Here is a 19,438-nt window from a genome sequence, read left to right as displayed (position 1 = left end):
TTATCGTTTATTACCATGCAGGAAGTCCAACGTTTCAACAAAGTCCTAAAATCTTTGGTTCTCTTGGGAGACCTTATTTTGCTGAACCTGCTTTTATGGGGATTTAATTTGTTTCTGGGTACCCGTTTCTGGTGTATCCATTGCGGTTCTATCTTTCAGGGAATGACTCTTATCACTCTGTGCTATTTACTTTGTAACATGCATTCAGGGGTTATTCTTCATCGTCCTGTGGTGCGTCCTGAACAGATCATGATCCGTGTCTTACGTAACATGGTTCCTTTTGTCTTTTTTTCGGTTTGTGCATTGCTTGTTTTTCATTTTCATTTTTCTCATTCCCGATATTTCGGACTGTTTTATGTTGCACTGATAATTGTCATTATCAGCTACCGCCTAATTTCCCGTCACTGTTTGGAGCTTTATCGAAAAAAGGGAGGAAATGTGCGCAAGGTAGTATTAGTTGGGAGCCATGAGAATATGCAGGAACTTTATCATGCGATGACGGATGATCCTACGTCTGGTTATCGTGTACTGGGCTATTTTGAGGATTTTCCTTCGGATCGGTATCCACAGGATGTTCCATATTTGGGACAACCCAATGAAGTAAGTGTTTTTTTAGAAAAACATGCGGGAGAGATTAATCAGCTTTATTGTAGTCTTCCTTCTGTGCGCAGTGCGGAGATTGTTCCCATCATTAATTACTGTGAAAACCATCTGGTCCGTTTTTTTAGTGTTCCTAATGTCCGTAATTATTTGAAGCGTAGAATGCATTTTGAATTATTGGGGAATGTTCCTGTACTTTCTATTCGTTGTGAGCCATTGGAATCACTGGAGAACCGTATTATCAAGCGTGCTTTTGATGTCGTTTGTTCAGGGTTATTTCTTATTACGGTTTTTCCGTTCGTTTATATATTCTTCGGAATTGCAATAAAATTAAGTTCTCCCGGTCCTGTTTTTTTCAAACAAAAACGCAGTGGTGAGGATGGCCGTGAATTCTGGTGTTACAAGTTTCGTTCAATGAAGGTTAATGCGCAATGTGATACTCTTCAGGCTACGGAAAATGATCCTCGTAAAACACGTATCGGAGAGATAATGAGAAAGACTAGTGTGGACGAATTGCCTCAATTTATCAATGTATTGAAAGGAGATATGTCTATTGTAGGTCCTCGTCCTCACATGTTAAAACATACAGAGGAATATTCTAATCTGATAAACAAGTTTATGGTTCGTCACTTCGTTAAACCTGGAATAACTGGCTGGGCTCAAGTGACGGGCTTTCGCGGTGAGACGAAAGAGCTCTGGCAGATGGAGGGACGTGTGCAACGTGATATCTGGTATATAGAGCATTGGACTTTTTTATTGGACTTATATATTATGTATAAGACGGTGTATAATGCTATACATGGAGAAAAAGAAGCATATTAAAAAATAAAACTTAGGAATTAAAGGGCGTTTAATTATGAATTTAAGAATTATGATGAGAAGACTAAACAAAAGAAATTTGTGGTTACTATTGTTGCCATTCCTATTGGCTGGCTGTCAGTCTTATAAAAAGGTTCCCTATTTCCAGAATGTGGAAGTTGTGAACGAGGTAGAACAACAGGAAAAATTGTATGATGCCAAGATCATGCCCAAGGATTTGTTGACTATTGTGGTATCGTGTACTAATCCTGAACTTGCGATACCTTTTAACCTGACAGTTGCCAGCAATGCCGGAATAGCTGTGAGTACTTCGTCTTATGTGACTACTCAACCTGTATTACAGCCTTATTTGGTAGATAATGAAGGAAACATAAATTTTCCGGTGTTAGGAGAATTGAAGTTAGGAGGCTTAACGAAAAGGGAAGCAGAACAGCTGATTATAGATAAATTGAAGCCTTACATGAAGGAGACTCCCATTGTAACGGTCCGTATGGTAAATTATAAAATATCTGTTATCGGTGAGGTTACCCGTCCCGGAACTTTTACTATCTCTAATGAGAAAGTGAATCTGTTGGAGGCATTGGCTATGGCTGGTGATATGACGGTATACGGTCTTCGTGATAATGTAAAGTTGATTCGTGAAGATGCAAACGGCAAACAGCAAATTGTAACCTTGGATCTGAACAAGGCCGAAACCATTCTTTCACCTTACTATTGGTTGCAACAGAATGATATTGTTTATGTAACTCCCAATAAAGCAAAGGCTCGAAATTCAGATGTAGGTAACAGTACCAGTCTCTGGTTCTCAGCCACCTCTATCTTGGTATCCATTGTCAGCCTATTAGTAAATATTTTAAAATAATGATTTGCAATGAAAGAAACAGATTTCAACGAAGCACAAGAATCTAAGGAAGAAAATATAGACGTCAAGGAACTACTGTTTAAGTATTTGATCCACTGGCCTTGGTTTGTGGGGGCAGTTGTGGCGTGTTTGATTGCGGCATGGGTCTATCTTTATACATCCACTCCCGTATATAATATTTCCGCTACGGTTTTAATAAAAGATGATAAAAAAGGGGGGAGTGCCGGAATGCTTTCCGGGTTGGAGAGTCTGGGATTGGATGGTATGATCTCTTCTTCGCAGAATATTGATAACGAGATTGAAGTTCTCCGTTCAAAGACTATCGTCAAAGAGGTGGTTGAAGATTTGGGACTCTATATTTCTTATGCAGATGAGGATGAGTTCCCTTCCAGGAACATGTATAAGACTTCACCTGTACAAGTGAGTCTGACTCCGCAGGAGGCTGATTTGTTGGAGGAGCCGATGATGGTGAAGATGGCATTACAACCACAAGGAAGTATGGATGTGACTGTGAAGATTGACGATGATGAATATCAGAAACATTTTGAGAAATTGCCGGCGGTTTTTCCTACTGATAAAGGGACATTGGCTTTTTTCCTGACGCCGGACTCGGTATTATCTTCTAAAAGAACATTGGAAGAAACTACAAATTTGGAAAAGACTACACGTAATATTACAGCAACAATTAATAAGCCTTTGACGGTAGCGAAATGGTGTTGCAAAAATATGACTATAGAACCCACTTCCAAAACTACTTCTGTAGCTGTCATATCGTTGAAAAACTCAAATGTGCAGCGAGGCAAAGATTTTATCAATAAACTATTGGAGATGTATAATATCAATACGAATAATGATAAGAATGAAGTGGCACAGAAAACTGCAGAGTTTATCAATGAACGTATTGGAATTATTTCAAAAGAACTCGGTAGCACGGAAAAGGATTTGGAGAGTTTTAAACGTGGGGCAGGTATTACGGATTTGACCAGTGATGCTCAGATCGCTTTAACTGGTAGTGCTGAATATGAAAAGAAGCGTGTAGAGAATCAAACCCAGATTAATTTACTGCAGGATTTGCAGAAATATATGCAAAATGAAGGTTATGAGGTTCTGCCCAGTAATATCGGATTGCAGGATTTGAATCTTGCGGCTGCCATTAATCGTTATAATGATGTGCTTGTTGAGAGAAAACGTTTGCTACGTACGTCAACAGAGAATAATCCTACCATTATAAACTTGGATACCAGCATTAGTGCAATGAAAGAGAATGTGCAAGTTTCTTTAGACAGGGTGTTGCGTGGATTGTTTATCACAAAGGCAGATCTGGATCGTGAAGCGAGCCGTTATTCCCGTCGCATTAGTGAGGCACCTGGGCAGGAGCGCGAATTTGTGAGTATTGCGCGTCAGCAGGAAATTAAGGCCGGACTCTATTTGATGCTTCTTCAGAAACGTGAGGAAAATGCTATAACTCTGGCTGCTACAGCCAATAATGCGAAGATTATAGATGAAGCTATAGCAGATGATGCTCCTGTGGCTCCTAGAAGTAAAATTACTTATTTGATCGCTTTGATACTAGGAGTCGGAATTCCGGTAGGGGTTATATATTTGCTTGAATTAACCAAATTCAAGATTGAAGGTCGTGCAGATGTAGAAAAACTTACTAGTGCACCTATTGTCGGTGATATCCCGTTGACAGATGAAAAGCAGGGAGCTATTGCTGTATTTGAGAATCAAAACAATCTGATGAGTGAAACTTTCCGCAATGTCCGAACGAATCTTCAGTTTATGCTTGGAAATGGCAAGAAGGTGATTTTAGTTACTTCCACAGTCAGTGGTGAAGGTAAATCTTTTATCTCTGGTAATCTTGCTATCAGTCTTTCTTTATTAGGGAAGAAGGTAGTAATAGTTGGTCTTGATATCCGCAAGCCAGGTTTGAATAAGGTATTCAATATATCAAAAAGAGAACAAGGTATAACTCAATATTTGGCTAATCCGGAAAAGAATTTGATGGATTTGGTACAGCTCTCTGATGTCAGTAAGAATCTCTATATTCTTCCTGGTGGAACAGTTCCTCCTAACCCGACAGAATTGTTAGCACGTGATGGATTGGATAAAGCGATTGAGACTCTCAAAAAGAATTTTGAATATGTGATTCTCGATACCGCTCCTGTCGGTATGGTAACTGATACCTTATTAATAGGACGTGTGGCTGATTTATCTGTTTATGTATGTCGTGCGGATTATACCCGTAAAAATGAGTATACTTTGATTAATGAACTTATTGATGGAAATAAGTTGCCTAACCTATGTACAGTAATAAATGGTTTGGATTTGAAGAAAAGAAAGTACGGTTATTATTACGGTTATGGTAAATATGGCAAGTATTATGGTTATGGTAAACGATACGGCTATGGTTATGGATATGGAGAACAATCTGGTAAGGAAGAATAAATCCATTGATAACCAAGATATTTTAAAATTAATAATGTCATAGAGTGGTTTATAATACTTTACACAAAAGTGAGATGAAACATGTAGGTCCCTAACTTTATGCTACACACATGAAGAACCCTACATTTTGTGGTCAGGAAATATACAGCGGTGTATTCCTGATCAACGCCCTCATGTCGGTGTAAATCCGATGTGATTTCTATAATATCAACTGTCTGTGAAGATCGTTGATATTTTTTTTGTAAAACAGTGAATGGTGCGATGAATATTTTTTGTAGCTTTGTGAAAAATCGAATTGAAATGGAAAATTTACGAAGATACCCCATCGGAATACAGACTTTTTCGGAAATACGGAAAAGTAATTACCTTTATATTGATAAAACGGAATATGTGTATTGGATGGTACATTTCACTAAATACGTATTCTTGAGTCGTCCTCGTCGTTTTGGTAAGTCATTGTTGACTTCTACATTACATAGTTATTTCTCTGGTCAGAAAGAATTATTTCAAGGGTTGGCTATAGAAAAGCTGGAAAAGGAGTGGACGGAATATCCAGTGCTTCACTTTGATATGAGTACAGCCAAGCATGCAGACTGTGAACAGCTGTTGCAAGAGTTGAATATGAAGCTAATTCGTTATGAGGAGGTTTACGGAAAGATGGAGGGAGAGGTTAATCCAAATCAGCGTCTGGAAGGACTCATCAAGCGCGCTTACGAGCAGACAGGGAAACAAGTGGTTGTGCTGATAGATGAGTACGATGCTCCTCTGCTGGATGTAGTACACGAGGAAGAGAGGCTTGGCGTATTACGTAACATCATGCGCAATTTCTACAGCCCTCTTAAAGCGTGTGATCCTTATTTGCGGTATGTGTTTTTGACCGGTATCACCAAATTCTCCCAACTTAGTATATTTAGTGAATTGAACAATATCAAGAATATTAGCATGAATGAGTCTTATGCTGCCATTTGCGGTATTACAGAAAACGAGATACTTGTCCAAATGAAAGATGATGTAGACGCATTAGCCCAAAAACTGGAGGTTACTTCTGAAGAGGTATTGGCAAAACTGAAAGAAAACTACGACGGCTATCATTTCACTTATCCGTCTCCTGATATATATAATCCATTCAGTTTGCTTAACGCTTTTGCAGATGGTAAATTTAATTCTTATTGGTTTGGTAGTGGTACGCCTACTTATTTGATAAAGATGCTGGATAAATTTGGTGTAGCGCCTTCCGAGATAGGGAGAAAAACTGCGGTTGCGGAGGATTTTGATGCACCTACAGAAAGAATGGTGAGCATTACTCCATTGTTATATCAAAGTGGCTATATCACGATAAAAGATTATGATAAGGAGTTAGATTTATATACATTGGATATTCCTAATAAGGAGGTAAGAATAGGTTTGATGAAAAGTCTTCTTCCTAATTATGTTGCTAGTAAAACACCGGAAACCAATACTATGGTAGCTTATCTTTCCCGTGATATTCGTAATGATGATATGGATGCTGCTTTACGTCGTTTGCAAACGTTTCTATCTACCATTCCTCAATGTGATAATACGAAATATGAGGGGCACTACCAACAGATGTTTTATATTATATTCAGTTTGTTGGGCTATTATGTAGATGTGGAGGTTCGTACTGCCAGTGGACGGGTGGATATGGTGCTTCGTACAAAGACTACGTTGTATGTGATGGAATTGAAACTGGACAAGAGTGCGGATAGGGCGATGGAGCAAATTGATCTGAAGAATTACCCCAAACGTTTTGCTTTGTGCGGATTGCCTATAGTAAAGGTGGCTGTCAGTTTTGATAGCGAACAGTGTACAATAGGGGAATGGAAAATTCTAAAAGTTTAATTATATTGCTGATTAATAAATTGTTATATACTAGTATGAATATAAAGAGCTCCGCAAGGGGCTTTTTTCTTTTCTATCCGGAATAAAAGCTTCACCTTTGCAGTGTTGATCAACAAAACGTGAATAAATAATTTGAATTTAAATCTTTAAAAAAACGTAGTATGAGTGTAATTTACAAAGTCATTACGCGCCCAACAGATCCGCGTGTTCCCAATTCTCCCAAGAGATATTATCCGCATCTGATCACTTTAGGTCAGTCTGTCAATCTGAAATATATTGCACAGAAAATGCAGGATCGTTCTTCGTTGTCTGTCGGTGATATCAAGAGTGTGATTCAAAATTTTGTGGAAAAGATGAAGGAGCAGCTGCTGGAAGGTAAGTCTGTGAATATTGAAGGTTTGGGTGTCTTTATGTTGACTGCTCGTTCGAAAGGTGCTGAATTGGCGAAGGATATTAATGCAAAAAGTGTAGAGAGTGTTCGTATCTTTTTTCAGGCGAATAAAGAGCTGCGCGTTACAAAGACTGCCACCCGTGCAGATGAGAAGTTGGATTTGATTAGCTTGGATGAATATCTGAAGAAGCTTAATATGACAATTTCTCCTAATGATCCTGAAAAACCGGATGATGGCGGAGAAGAAGGCGGAGGAAATGAAGGTGGCGGTAGCGGAGAAGCACCGGATCCTGCCGCATAATGAATTGTCAATTAACGATTGATGGTTAGGGTGTTTATTTAGTGTTTAATAAAAAAAGAAAAATGTCTATGAAAAAAACGTGGAGTATTATTTTGAAAGTGATTATTGCTGTTGCTGGTGCAATTGCCGGAGTGGTCGGTGTGCAGGCAGCAAACTTGTAATTGATTATCTTATAAATAGGTATATTTATGAATGAATAACAGGCGGGAAAAATCCCGCCTGTTTGTGTTTTAGATATAATAGAGGATTACTTTCTTGAAAAATGCTCTTTTTTGTTTTGTTTCGTGCTATTTGTTATGAGTGCCGCTCCATATTTTAACAAAATAGAAATTATAATCAAACTCGTTGGCTGAATAGCGGATTTTATCTACCTTTGTACCTTAATTAAATGCGTCATTTTAAGCAAGAAAAAACATGATTCGAAAAATAATAAAGGCTCTTTGGATATTTCTGGCAGTCATTGTGTTGGCTATTGTTGTCATCTTTGTCTCTATCTCAAAGGGTTGGATTGGTTATATGCCTCCTGTAGAGGAACTTGAAAATCCGAGTTATAAATTTGCAACGGAGATTTTCTCTGAAGATGAAAAAGTGCTTGGCACGTGGTCTTACAGTAAGGAAAACCGGGTGTACACAGCTTACAAGGATTTGTCGCCTAGTATTATCAATGCTCTTATTGCAACGGAAGATGTTCGTTTTGTCGAACATTCAGGAATTGATGCCAAGGCATTGTTTCGTGCGTTTGTAAAACGTGGTTTGATGTTTCAGAAAAATGCAGGTGGAGGTAGTACCTTGTCGCAACAGCTTGCCAAACAGTTGTTTACAGAGAATGTGGCGAGAAATACACTGCAACGTCTTTTCCAGAAACCGATTGAATGGGTGATTGCGGTGAAGCTTGAACGTTACTACACCAAAGAGGAAATATTGAGTATGTATCTCAATAAATTTGATTTCCTGAATAATGCGGTTGGTATTAAAACTGCTGCGCATACCTATTTCGGCTGCGAACCGAAGGATTTGAAGATTGAAGAAGCGGCTACGCTGGTTGGTATGTGTAAGAATCCGTCGCTTTACAATCCGGTTCGTTTCAACGAACGTTCGCGTGGCCGTCGTAATGTAGTGCTTGAGCAGATGCGTAAAGCTGGTTATATCACAGATGCAGAATGTGATTCTTTGCAGGCTCTTCCGCTGAAACTAAAATATAACCGCGTTGACCACAAAGAGGGATTGGCTACCTATTTCCGCGAATATCTCCGTGGTGTGATGACAGCACCGAAACCGGTAAAAAGTGATTATCGTGGTTGGCAAATGCAAAAATTCTACGAAGATTCCATCGCGTGGGAAACTAACCCGTTGTATGGTTGGTGTGCAAAAAATAAAAAGAAAGACGGTACGAATTATAACATCTATACAGATGGATTGAAGATTTATACGACGATCAATTCACGTATGCAGCAATATGCAGAGGATGCAGTAAAAGAGCATTTAGGTGATTATTTGCAACCTGTGTTTTTCAAAGAAAAAGAGGGAAGCAAAAATGCTCCATACGCAAGATCACTGCCGGAAAAACGAGTGGAGGAGTTGCTGACAAAAGCTATGAAGCAGACGGATCGTTATCGTCTTATGAAAGAGGCGGGAGCTTCGGAACAGCAGATTCGTAAAGCGTTCGATACCCCGGAAGAAATGACCGTCTTTTCCTGGAAAGGAGATAAAGATACAATTATGACACCGATGGATTCCATCCGTTACTACAAATCTTTCTTGCGGACAGGATTCATGTCGATGGATCCGGTAAGCGGACATGTGAAGGCTTATGTAGGCGGACCGAATTATGTATATTTCCAGTATGATATGGCAATGGTGGGACGTCGTCAGGTAGGTTCTACTATCAAACCGTATTTGTATACATTAGCAATGGAAAATGGATTTTCTCCTTGCGACCAGACACGCCACGTAGAGCAAACGTTGATTGATGAGAATGGAACTCCTTGGACGCCTCGTAATGCAAATAATAAACGTTATGGGGAAATGGTGACTCTGAAGTGGGGATTGGCTAATTCTGACAACTGGATTTCTGCTTATCTGATGGGCAAATTGAATCCGTATAATCTTGTACGTTTGATCCATAGTTTTGGGGTTCGTAATAAAGCAATCGACCCGGTGGTTTCGCTTTGTCTGGGACCTTGTGAAATTTCTGTCGGTGAGATGGTAAGTGCATATACAGCTTTTGCCAATAAAGGAATTCGTGTGGCTCCATTGTTTGTTACACGCATTGAAGATAGTGACGGTAATGTGCTTTCTACCTTTGCACCGCAAATGGAGGAGGTGATAAGTATTTCAAGTGCATATAAAATGCTGGTTATGTTGCGCGCCGTTATTAATGAAGGAACAGGTGGACGTGTTCGTCGTTATGGAATTACCGCCGATATGGGTGGAAAAACAGGTACGACCAATGATAACTCTGATGCCTGGTTTATGGGATTTACTCCTTCGCTGGTATCCGGTTGTTGGGTAGGTGGTGATGAACGTGACATCCACTTCGGTAAAATGACCTATGGACAGGGAGCTGCTGCTGCTTTGCCTATTTGGGCACTGTATATGAAGAAAGTGTATGATGACCCGACTTTGGGATATGACCAGCAGGAGAAATTCAAACTTCCTGAAGGATTTGATCCGTGTGCCGGTTCGGAAACTCCGGACGGAGAGGTGATAGAAGAGGGGGGATTGGACGATCTTTTTAACTAAGTCTGAAATAAGTATTAAGTATAAAGTATTAAGTATTAACCCGTGGCGTTTGGGGCACTGAACTGTAGGTGTAATATCTCTAATATCTAATACTTAATACCTAATACTTAAATACTTATTTTTTAATGCATAGGTATATTGTTTGCATAGGGAGTAATTACAACAGGAAAGAGAATTTGACTTTTGCCAGACAGGAACTGACTGAATCGTTCTCTTCTATATGTTTTGCGCCCGAATTGGAAACTGAACCTTTATTTTTTAAGAATCCGGCCTTGTTTTCCAACCAAGTGGTTATGTTCTTTTCCGATAAAGATGAAGAGGTAGTGAGGAAAATGCTGAAAGATATAGAACAGAGGTCCGGACGTCGTCCGGAAGATAAAAAAGAGGAGAAAGTTTGTCTGGATATTGACATGCTTTTATATGATAACAAAATATTAAAACCGGAGGATTGGCAAAGGGGATATATACAACAGTCATTATCTGCTTTCCATTCTTCATTATTTATTAAGTAGATGAAATTTCTTGGAATTATACCTGCCCGCTATGCATCCACTCGTTTTCCTGCGAAACCGTTGGCTATGTTGGGCGGAAAAACAGTCATACAACGCGTATACGAACAAGTGGCAGGCGTTTTGGATGACGCTTATGTAGCTACGGATGATGAACGCATTGAAGCTGCCGTTAAGGCGTTCGGGGGAAAGGTTGTGATGACTTCCGTTCACCATAAAAGTGGTACGGATCGTTGTTATGAAGCCTGTACCAAGATTGGAGGTGATTTTGACGTCGTAGTGAATATACAAGGAGATGAGCCTTTTATTCAGCCTTCACAACTGGATGCGGTAAAGGCTTGTTTTGAAGATGTAACCACGCAGATTGCTACGTTGGTGAAGCCTTTTACTGCCGATGAACCGTTTGCCGTACTGGAAAACGTGAATTCACCGAAAGTAGTAGTCAACAAGAACTGGAACGCACTTTATTTCAGTCGTTCTATCATTCCTTATCAGCGTAATGCCGAGAAACAGGACTGGTTGAAGGGACATACCTACTACAAGCACATCGGATTGTATGCGTATCGTACAGAGGTGCTGAAAGAGATTACCATGCTTCCACAGTCTTCTTTGGAGTTGGCCGAATCTTTGGAGCAGCTTCGCTGGCTGGAGAACGGATACAAAATAAAGGTCGGTATCAGTGAGGTGGAAACTATTGGAATCGATACTCCACAAGACTTGGAACGGGCAGAAGATTTTTTGAAGAATAGAATCTAATCTTATGGATCGTACGATACAACCTGAAATACAAACCCTGAAAAATTTTCGTATACTTCCTCCCGTTCGAATGACGTTGCCAAACGGCATTCCGTTGACTGTTATTAATGCGGGTGAACAGGAAGTAGTACGCATAGATGTGCTTTTTGCCGGGGGACGCTGGCAGCAATCGCAGAAACTGCAAGCTCTGTTTACGAACCGGATGCTGCGCGAAGGCACGAAAAAATATACGGCTGCCACCATTGCCGAAAAACTGGATTACTACGGCTCATGGCTCGAATTGTCCAGCTCGTCGGAATATGCATATATCACTGTTTATTCGTTGAATAAGTATTTGGCGAAAACATTGGAGGTGGTGGAATCCATGATTAGAGAACCGCTTTTTCCGGAAAAGGAATTGCATACCATTCTCGATACCAATATCCAACAATACCAGGTCAATACTTCCAAAGTTGATTTTCTGGCACACCGCAGTCTGTTGCAGTCGCTTTACGGTGAACAGCATCCATGTGGTAAAATAGTGGTGGAGGAAGATTATCATGCCATCACTCCGGAAGTGCTCCGTGAATTTTATGAACGGTATTATCATTCGGGTAATTGCTCTATCTTTTTGTCCGGTAAGGTGACGGAGGATATTATCAGCCGGGTGACAGATACATTCGGCACTTCTTTCGGTCAGCATCAGCAGCAGGTGTCGAGATTAAGTTTTCCTTTTACTGCTGTTCCCGGAAAGAGAATTTTTACAGAGCGTGAAGACGCCATGCAGAGTGCTGTGAAGATGGGATATACGACCATTACTCGTAATCATCCTGATTATTTGAAACTTCGGGTATTGATGACTTTATTCGGAGGTTATTTCGGTAGTCGGCTGATGTCTAATATTCGTGAAGAGAAGGGATATACTTATGGTATTTCGGCAGGAATCATGTTTTATCCGGATAGCGGACTATTGGCTATCTCGACAGAAACGGATAATGAATATGTGGAACCGTTGATACAGGAAGTGTATCATGAAATAGACCTCCTGCATCAGGAACCTGTGTCAGCCGAAGAATTGACTATTGTACGCAACTATATGTTGGGAGAAATGTGCCGTAGTTATGAGTCGCCTTTCTCACTTTCGGATGCGTGGATCTTCATAGCTACTTCCGGTCTGGATGATGACTACTTTTCACGTTCTCTGCTGGCTGTGAATGAGGTTACTCCGATGGAAATACAGGATTTGGCACAGCGCTATTTGTGCAAAGAGACATTAAAAGAGGTCATTGCAGGTAAAAAGTTGTCATAAATTGCTTTCCGAAAGTGGGCTGTTTGGGATAGAAATTGTATCTTTGTCCAAATTGTAATTCTAAAATGAGTAACGACTAAAACCAATGAGGAAATATCTATATACTACACTTTTATTGGCTCTTCTTGCACAAGAGGGAGTGATGGCACAAGAAAATGAAGGAAAAAAAGGCGGATTTTTCGGAAAAATTAAAGATACATTCTCCACTGAAATAAAGATTGGCAACTATACTTTTAAGGATGGCAGTGTCTATACAGGAGAAATGAAAGGACGAAAACCGAATGGAAAAGGAAAAACAGTCTTTAAAAACGGTGATGTCTTTGAAGGTGAATATGTGAAGGGGAAACGTGAAGGATATGGAATTTATATGTTTCCTGACGGAGAAAAGTACGAAGGACAGTGGTTCCAGGATCAGCAGCATGGAAAAGGTATCTATTATTTTATGAATAACAACCGTTACGACGGTATGTGGTATCAGGATTATCAGCATGGTGAAGGAACAATGTATTATCATAACGGTGATTTATATGTAGGTCATTGGGTGAATGATAAACGTGAAGGCGAAGGTACATACACTTGGGCGAATGGAGCCAAATATACCGGTCATTGGAAAAATGATAAGAAGAACGGCAAAGGTATCATGAACTGGGACGATGGCTGTAAGTATGAAGGAGATTGGAAAGATGATGTCCGTCACGGAAAAGGGGTATTTGAATATACCAATGGAGATAAATACGATGGTGACTGGGCGGATGATATTCAACACGGAAGAGGTACTTACTACTTTCACACGGGCGATCGTTATGAAGGTTCTTATCTCTTAGGTGAACGCACCGGTGAAGGAGTTTATTATCATGCTAACGGCGACAAGTATGTAGGTAATTTCAAAAATGGCATGCAAGACGGAAAGGGTACTTTTACCTGGGCGAATGGTGCTGTGTACGAAGGAAGCTGGAAAAACAATAAACGTGATGGCAGAGGAGTCTATAAATGGAGCAATGGCGATGTTTATGACGGTGATTGGAAAGACAACCGTCCCAATGGACAGGGTACTCTGAAAACCGTTGCTGGGATGCAATATAAAGGTGGCTTTGTTGACGGATTGGAAGATGGACAGGGCGTACAAATCGACAAAGATGGTAATCGCTTCGAGGGCTTTTTCAAACAAGGAAAGAAAAATGGTCCTTTTGTGGAAACAGATAAAGATGGGAAGGTGATTAAAAAAGGAACCTATAAATTCGGAAGACTTCAATAGATGATAAATGGTAGTGGGCTGCGCATTGCGTGGCCTATTTTTTTGCATATATGTACCAGATGATGGAATAATGATAATTGGTATGGACAAAGAAAAATGGATAATAACCCAAAGCGGTCATTATCCATTTTATAATTTCCTGTTGAAAGTAACTTCAACTATCAACTAGCATTTGTCACCTATCATCTATTAAATGATGTATTGTGAACTGATAGATTCGTTATTCATCACTCGTTTGATTGTTTCAGCAAACATATCGGCAATACTCAACTGTTTTACTTTCGGACATTTCTTTGCGTATGGGATGCTGTCGGTAAATACCATTTCTGTCAGGGCAGACTCTTGCACGCGGAAAGAAGCCGGATCAGACATTACGCAGTGGCTGGCGATGGCGCGTACAGATTTGGCACCGGCATCCAACATGATGTTGGCTGCTTTGGTAATTGTTCCTGCAGTGTCTACGATATCGTCAATCAATACTACGTTTTTACCTTCTACGTCACCGATGATTTGCATAGATGCTACTTCATTGGCTTTTTCACGTGATTTGTTACAGAGTACCAATGGTACACCGAGGTATTTGGAGAAAGTACTGGCACGTTTTGAACCTCCTACATCCGGTGTAGCAATAACCAGATTTTCCAGTTGCAATGACTGGATATAAGGAAGGAATACTGCTGATGCGTACAGGTGATCTACCGGGATATTGAAGAATCCCTGAATCTGGTCTGCATGCAAGTCCATCGTAATCAGACGGTCGATACCTGCAACAGACAGCAGGTCGGCTACCAACTTAGCGCCGATAGATACACGGGGTTTGTCTTTTCTATCCTGACGTGCCCATCCGAAATAGGGGACTACAGCTACAATACTCTTTGCAGACGCACGTTTTGCAGCATCGATCATCAAGAGAAGTTCCATCAGGTTGTCTGAATTAGGGAAAGTGGATTGAACCAGGAATACGTGTGCGCCACGAATTGACTCCTCATATGAAACAGCAAATTCGCCATCGGCAAAATGGGTAATGTTCATATTTCCCAGAGGACAATCCAGGCTTGCGCAGATTTTTTCTGCCAGATATCTCGAGTTCGTTCCCGAGAATACCATAAAGGGTGCTTTTTCGCTCATTTTGTAATAGATGTTACCTATTTGTTAATTTGCCTGCAAAGGTAGGAATTTCTCTTATTATTTAGAAGGACTTATTGTATAAAAAATATTTTTCTCTCCAACTTATCGGAAATATTTGTAGATTTGCTTTCTGAAAACAGTTAATAGTCAAAAATGAGTTCACGCTTTCCTTTATATATAATAGGTATAGTGTTGTTTGCCTCTTTTTTTTCGTGCACTGATATGGTGCCGACCAAAGAGGTGCGCCTGATTGATTCATTAAACGGGAAAGCGTATGCTTATCGTTATCGAAGCCTGGATTCTTCTTATAAATATGCCAATGAAGCCTATAGACAGGTGAATTTCTACAAGTCGGGGAAAGCGGAAGCATCCAACAACCTGGGGTTCTGTGCTTTTATGGCTATGGACTTTGACCGGGCGGAAGCGTTGCATAAGGAAGTATATAAACTGACTAAAAATGAACTCGAACTGTTGATTGCCGACATCGGACTGATGAAAATCTGTCAGCGGACGGCTATGAACAAAGAATTTTATGATTATCGTAATAGTGCGCTCAAGCGCATGAAACGTATTCGTGAAGAGAGTGATTTGTTTGCCGACCGTCACGAGGCACTACGGCTGGATTATGCATTCACCGAATTTTTCATCGTTTCTTCTATTTATTATTACTATCTGCAGCAACGGCAGGAGGCCATCACATCTCTTAACCGGATTCCGGAAGATGAAGCTTTGACAGATACTAATCAGTTGCTTTATTATCATTATATTAAAGGTTCGGCCTCGTTGGTGGAAGCAACCAAGCCGGAAGACCGGAAAATGCGTGAGTTCGACCAACTTTATATTACCTGGCGGACAGCTGTTCAGACTAATCATCCTTATTTCGAAGGAAATGGTCTGCAAGGATTGGCTAATCTGATGGTTTCACCTAATAATTTCGAACTTTTTCGGACGAGAAGGGGATATGCGCTAGATCAGTTTGGGTTTCCCGTAGATTCGCTTTTGCCTTTGCGAATGGCACAGCGTGCGCTTGAAAAATTTCGTGAGTACAATGATTTGTATCAGATTGCCGGTGCGTATGTGTCTATCGGTAAATATATGAATGAGCACGGACGTTATACGGAGGCATTGGATACGCTTGCAAAAGCGTTGGATTGTGTGAATCAACATCACATGCTCTATTATCACCATGCGGCGGATACATTGGATAAACTACATGTTTTTGTAGAAGGAGATACGACTTATACCGGGGTTCCATGGATCATGCAGGAAGATGTGAGAACGGTACCTGAATGGATCTCAAGAATTCGGGAGCAATTGAGTGTGTCGTATGCGGGGCTCGGGATGAAGTATGCTTCTGATTACAACCGGAATATATATTTGGATATTTTGAATTATACCCGTCAGGATAAGGAGTTGGAGAGCCGCTATCTTTCATTGGAAGCCGATTCACGACAAATGACGCTTGTACTTTCTTTGGTTATTGTCGGGCTTGTACTAGTGGTTATTCTTTGGTGGTTTTTCAATAAACGGTCTAAAATAAGGAATCAGGTAGACGTGGAGCGTCTGCAACGGATTCTGACTCTTTGTCGGGACATAACTTCGTCCATTCCGATGAATGTTCCATTAATTCAACAAGGTATCGATCAATTATTTGGGAAAGGACGTCTTCAACTGGAAATTCCGGAGGAAGGAAAAGCGGCACTGGTTCCTCTGCATCGGTTGAACCGTGATGAAAAAGCTTTGGTGCATGTGCTTGAGCCGTATATTGTTTGGGCTGCGGACAATGAGCAGATGGTGGAAGCGTTGAGTGACGAGCGGATGCAGTTGGAAAAGCAACGGTATGTTTACGAACAGCATATTGCAGGAAATAAACGCCAGAATCTTATAAAGAAGGCTTGTCTGGCTATTGTCAATGGAATTAATCCTTATATCGACCGTATCTTGAACGAGGTGCATAAGTTGACGGAGCGGGGGTATATTGATAATGCGAAGATTAAGAAAGAGAAGTATCAATACATTGACGAACTGGTAACTACGATTAATGAGTACAACGATATTCTGGCTCTTTGGATTAAGATGAAGCAAGGAACGCTTAGCCTGAATATTGAAACTTTCAGTCTCAATGAACTGTTTGAGCTGCTAGGCAAGGGAAGACGTGCTTTTGAAATGAAAAATCAGAAGTTGGAAATTGAACCGACTACGGTTATGGTGAAGGCCGACCGGGCACTGACTTTGTTTATGATTAATACGCTGGCAGAAAATGCCCGTAAATATACTCCGGAAGGAGGAACCATTAAAGTGTATGCCCGCACTACGGAGGATGCGTATGTCGAGATCTCTGTGGAGGATAACGGAAGAGGTATTTCCGAAGAGGATGTGGCGCATATCATTGGTGAGAAGGTGTATGATTCCCGCGTGATCGGAATGAAGAATGCAGCCGATCCGGAAGTGTTGAAAGAAAACAAAGGTAGTGGTTTCGGATTGATGAATTGTAAGGGAATCATTGAGAAGTATAAGAAAACGAATGATTTATTCCGGGGATGCGTTTTTGATGTGGAGAGTGAACTGGGGAAGGGAAGCCGTTTTTATTTTCGTTTGCCTTCGGGAGTGCGTAAAGCAATGGGGGTATTGTTGCTTTGCTTGTTGCTTCCGTTGGGGATGGTTTCTTGTCTGCATGATCCGATTCCTCCCATGTTGCAGGATGGCGATTCGATTGTAGTAGTTATGGATTCTGCGTATGAGGATTTGCTGGATGTAGCGTCGGATTATGCGAATGCTGCCTATTTTGCTAATGTGGATGAAAATTATGAGTTGGCTTTGCAATATATAGATTCTGCAATGCTTTTTCTGAATGAGCATTATGAAAAATATGCGCGTCCGGATCGTCCACATCGGTATATGAAGCTGGTAGGTGAGGGAACGCCTGCTGAAATCAGTTGGTGGAACGAATTGTTTGATTCGGATTATCATGTAATTTTGGATATCAGGAATGAGGCAGCGGTTGCTTTTCTGGCTTTGAAACAGTTGGATGCATATAGTTATAATAATTCGGCATTTACGGATTTGTATAAGTTGCAGGGAGAGGATCAAACTCTCGAAGCATATTGCCGGCAGTTGGAGCGTTCGAATACCAATAAGACGGTAGGGATTATTTTATGCTTTGTTTTATTGATTGTTTCGTTGGTTGGATATTATTTTCTGTACATGAGAAAACGTTTGCAGAATCGTTTGAATCTCGAACAGGTACTTGAGATTAACCAGAAGGTGTTTGCTGCATCTTTGGTGAGACCGCAGGAACAGGAAAATGCAGAGGCACTTCAACGGGAAGAGAGTACGCTTAAAGAAATTCCGCAGCGGATTGTGGATGAAGCATTTGGTTCGGTAAATGAATTACTGACGATTGACCGGATGGGAATTGCCGTTTATAATGAAACGACACACCGGCTGGAATATGCTTCTCGTCCCGGACAGGAAATGCCGGAGATGGTAGAGCAGTGTTTTAGTTCCGGGAAATATCTTTCTGAACAGCATCTTCAGGCAATTCCGCTGATGGTGGAAGCAGGGAGCGAGCATCAATGTGTTGGTGTGCTTTATCTGGAGCGCAGAGAAGGAACGGAACAGGAGACGGATCGACTGCTTTTTGAACTGGTAGCTCGTTATGTGGCTATTGTTGTGTTTAACGCAGTGGTGAAACTGGCTACAAAATATCGGGATATCGAGTCGGCACACGAAGAAACACGTCGGGCTTCCTGGGAAGACAGCATGTTGCATGTTCAGAATATGGTGCTTGACAACTGTCTGTCGACTATTAAACATGAGACGATTTATTATCCGAATAAAATCAAGCAGATTGTAGGGCGGTTGAATGCGCAGAATCTTTCGGAAACGGAGGAGCGTGAAGCGGTGGAGACTATGACGGAATTGATTGAATACTATAAGGGAATCTTTACGATTTTGAGCTCGTGTGCTTCCCGTCAATTGGAGGAGGTCACTTTCCGGCGTACGGTGATTCCGGTACAGGAACTTTTGGATGCTGCCGGAAAATATTTCAAGAAGTTGATAAAGAATCGGCCGGAGAGGATAGAATTGGAAATAGAGCCGATGGAGGCGAAGGTGATAGGAGACGTGAATCAGTTGCGTTTTCTATTGGAGAATTTGATTGATGAAGCATTGACTGTACGTGAAGATGGAGTGATACGTTTGCAAGCGCGCAAGGATAATGAATATGTTCGTTTCCTCTTTACGGATACGAGACGCGAGAAGAGTGTGGAAGAGTTGAATCAACTATTTTATCCGAATCTGGCACGTATGACTTCCGGTGAAAAAGGGGAGTTGAGGGGAACGGAATATCTGGTATGTAAGCAGATTATCCGTGACCACGACGAATTTGCGGGGCGTAGGGGATGCCGTATCAATGCCGAGCCGGCTGAAGGCGGCGGGTTTACGGTTTATTTCACTATTCCGCGCCGATAAAAGGAA

At 41.0% G+C, this 19,438-nt stretch carries 13 protein-coding genes; 12 read left to right on the top strand and 1 reads right to left on the bottom strand.

The genetic code is table 11. The features are described from left to right. The first annotated feature begins 15 nt into the window (after positions 1–15). From KSX81_RS24600 to KSX81_RS24550, 11 genes are all read left to right on the top strand, one after another. Entirely contained in the window at positions 16–1,422 is a 1,407-nt protein-coding gene (locus KSX81_RS24600) for an undecaprenyl-phosphate glucose phosphotransferase (RefSeq protein WP_117683862.1), read from the top strand. A gap of 34 nt (positions 1,423–1,456) precedes the next feature. Then, complete coding sequence (locus tag KSX81_RS24595; RefSeq protein WP_049702721.1) at positions 1,457–2,281, top strand: polysaccharide biosynthesis/export family protein; 825 nt, start codon at positions 1,457–1,459, stop codon at positions 2,279–2,281. 9 nt (positions 2,282–2,290) lie between these two features. Continuing rightward, positions 2,291–4,729, top strand: coding sequence for a GumC family protein (locus KSX81_RS24590; protein ID WP_151936163.1), 2,439 nt, complete (start codon positions 2,291–2,293; stop codon positions 4,727–4,729). A 300-nt stretch (positions 4,730–5,029) separates the two neighbouring features. After that, positions 5,030–6,589 carry an ATP-binding protein gene (locus tag KSX81_RS24585; protein WP_227236296.1) on the top strand — a complete coding sequence of 520 codons (1,560 nt, stop codon included), beginning with the start codon at positions 5,030–5,032 and terminating at the stop codon, positions 6,587–6,589. A gap of 161 nt (positions 6,590–6,750) precedes the next feature. Beyond that, the gene (locus KSX81_RS24580) at positions 6,751–7,281 is read left to right on the top strand and encodes an HU family DNA-binding protein (protein ID WP_008022512.1); all 531 of its coding nucleotides are present in this window, start codon (positions 6,751–6,753) and stop codon (positions 7,279–7,281) included. Between the two features lie 68 nt (positions 7,282–7,349). Then, positions 7,350–7,442, top strand: a complete 93-nt coding sequence (locus KSX81_RS24575) for a smalltalk protein (protein ID WP_151433315.1) — start codon at positions 7,350–7,352, stop codon at positions 7,440–7,442. Between the two features lie 253 nt (positions 7,443–7,695). After that, a complete protein-coding gene (locus tag KSX81_RS24570; RefSeq protein WP_009039563.1) occupies positions 7,696–10,023 on the top strand; it encodes a transglycosylase domain-containing protein in 2,328 nt (775 codons plus the stop codon). Positions 10,024–10,148: 125 nt separating this feature from the next. Then, complete coding sequence (locus tag KSX81_RS24565; RefSeq protein ID WP_217725564.1) at positions 10,149–10,535, top strand: 2-amino-4-hydroxy-6-hydroxymethyldihydropteridine diphosphokinase; 387 nt, start codon at positions 10,149–10,151, stop codon at positions 10,533–10,535. After that, entirely contained in the window at positions 10,536–11,288 is a 753-nt protein-coding gene (kdsB, locus tag KSX81_RS24560; protein WP_008777025.1) for a 3-deoxy-manno-octulosonate cytidylyltransferase, read from the top strand. It abuts the gene before it with no gap. A 4-nt stretch (positions 11,289–11,292) separates the two neighbouring features. Further along, the gene (locus KSX81_RS24555) at positions 11,293–12,576 is read left to right on the top strand and encodes a M16 family metallopeptidase (RefSeq protein ID WP_008777024.1); all 1,284 of its coding nucleotides are present in this window, start codon (positions 11,293–11,295) and stop codon (positions 12,574–12,576) included. Between the two features lie 85 nt (positions 12,577–12,661). Next, complete coding sequence (locus KSX81_RS24550; protein ID WP_008777023.1) at positions 12,662–13,831, top strand: phosphatidylinositol-4-phosphate 5-kinase; 1,170 nt, start codon at positions 12,662–12,664, stop codon at positions 13,829–13,831. A 189-nt stretch (positions 13,832–14,020) separates the two neighbouring features. Here the strand turns inward: KSX81_RS24550 and KSX81_RS24545 are convergent, their stop codons facing one another. Continuing rightward, positions 14,021–14,959, bottom strand: coding sequence for a ribose-phosphate pyrophosphokinase (locus KSX81_RS24545; protein WP_008777022.1), 939 nt, complete (start codon positions 14,957–14,959; stop codon positions 14,021–14,023). Positions 14,960–15,112: 153 nt separating this feature from the next. Between KSX81_RS24545 and KSX81_RS24540 the strand changes: the two genes are divergently transcribed. After that, complete coding sequence (locus tag KSX81_RS24540; RefSeq protein ID WP_217725562.1) at positions 15,113–19,432, top strand: DUF5113 domain-containing protein; 4,320 nt, start codon at positions 15,113–15,115, stop codon at positions 19,430–19,432. Positions 19,433–19,438: the final 6 nt, after the last annotated feature.

Source organism: Bacteroides sp. MSK.18.37 (genome assembly GCF_019129155.2).
Lineage (GTDB): Bacteria > Bacteroidota > Bacteroidia > Bacteroidales > Bacteroidaceae > Bacteroides > Bacteroides ovatus.
This window is presented reverse-complemented; position numbering and strand designations above follow the sequence as displayed.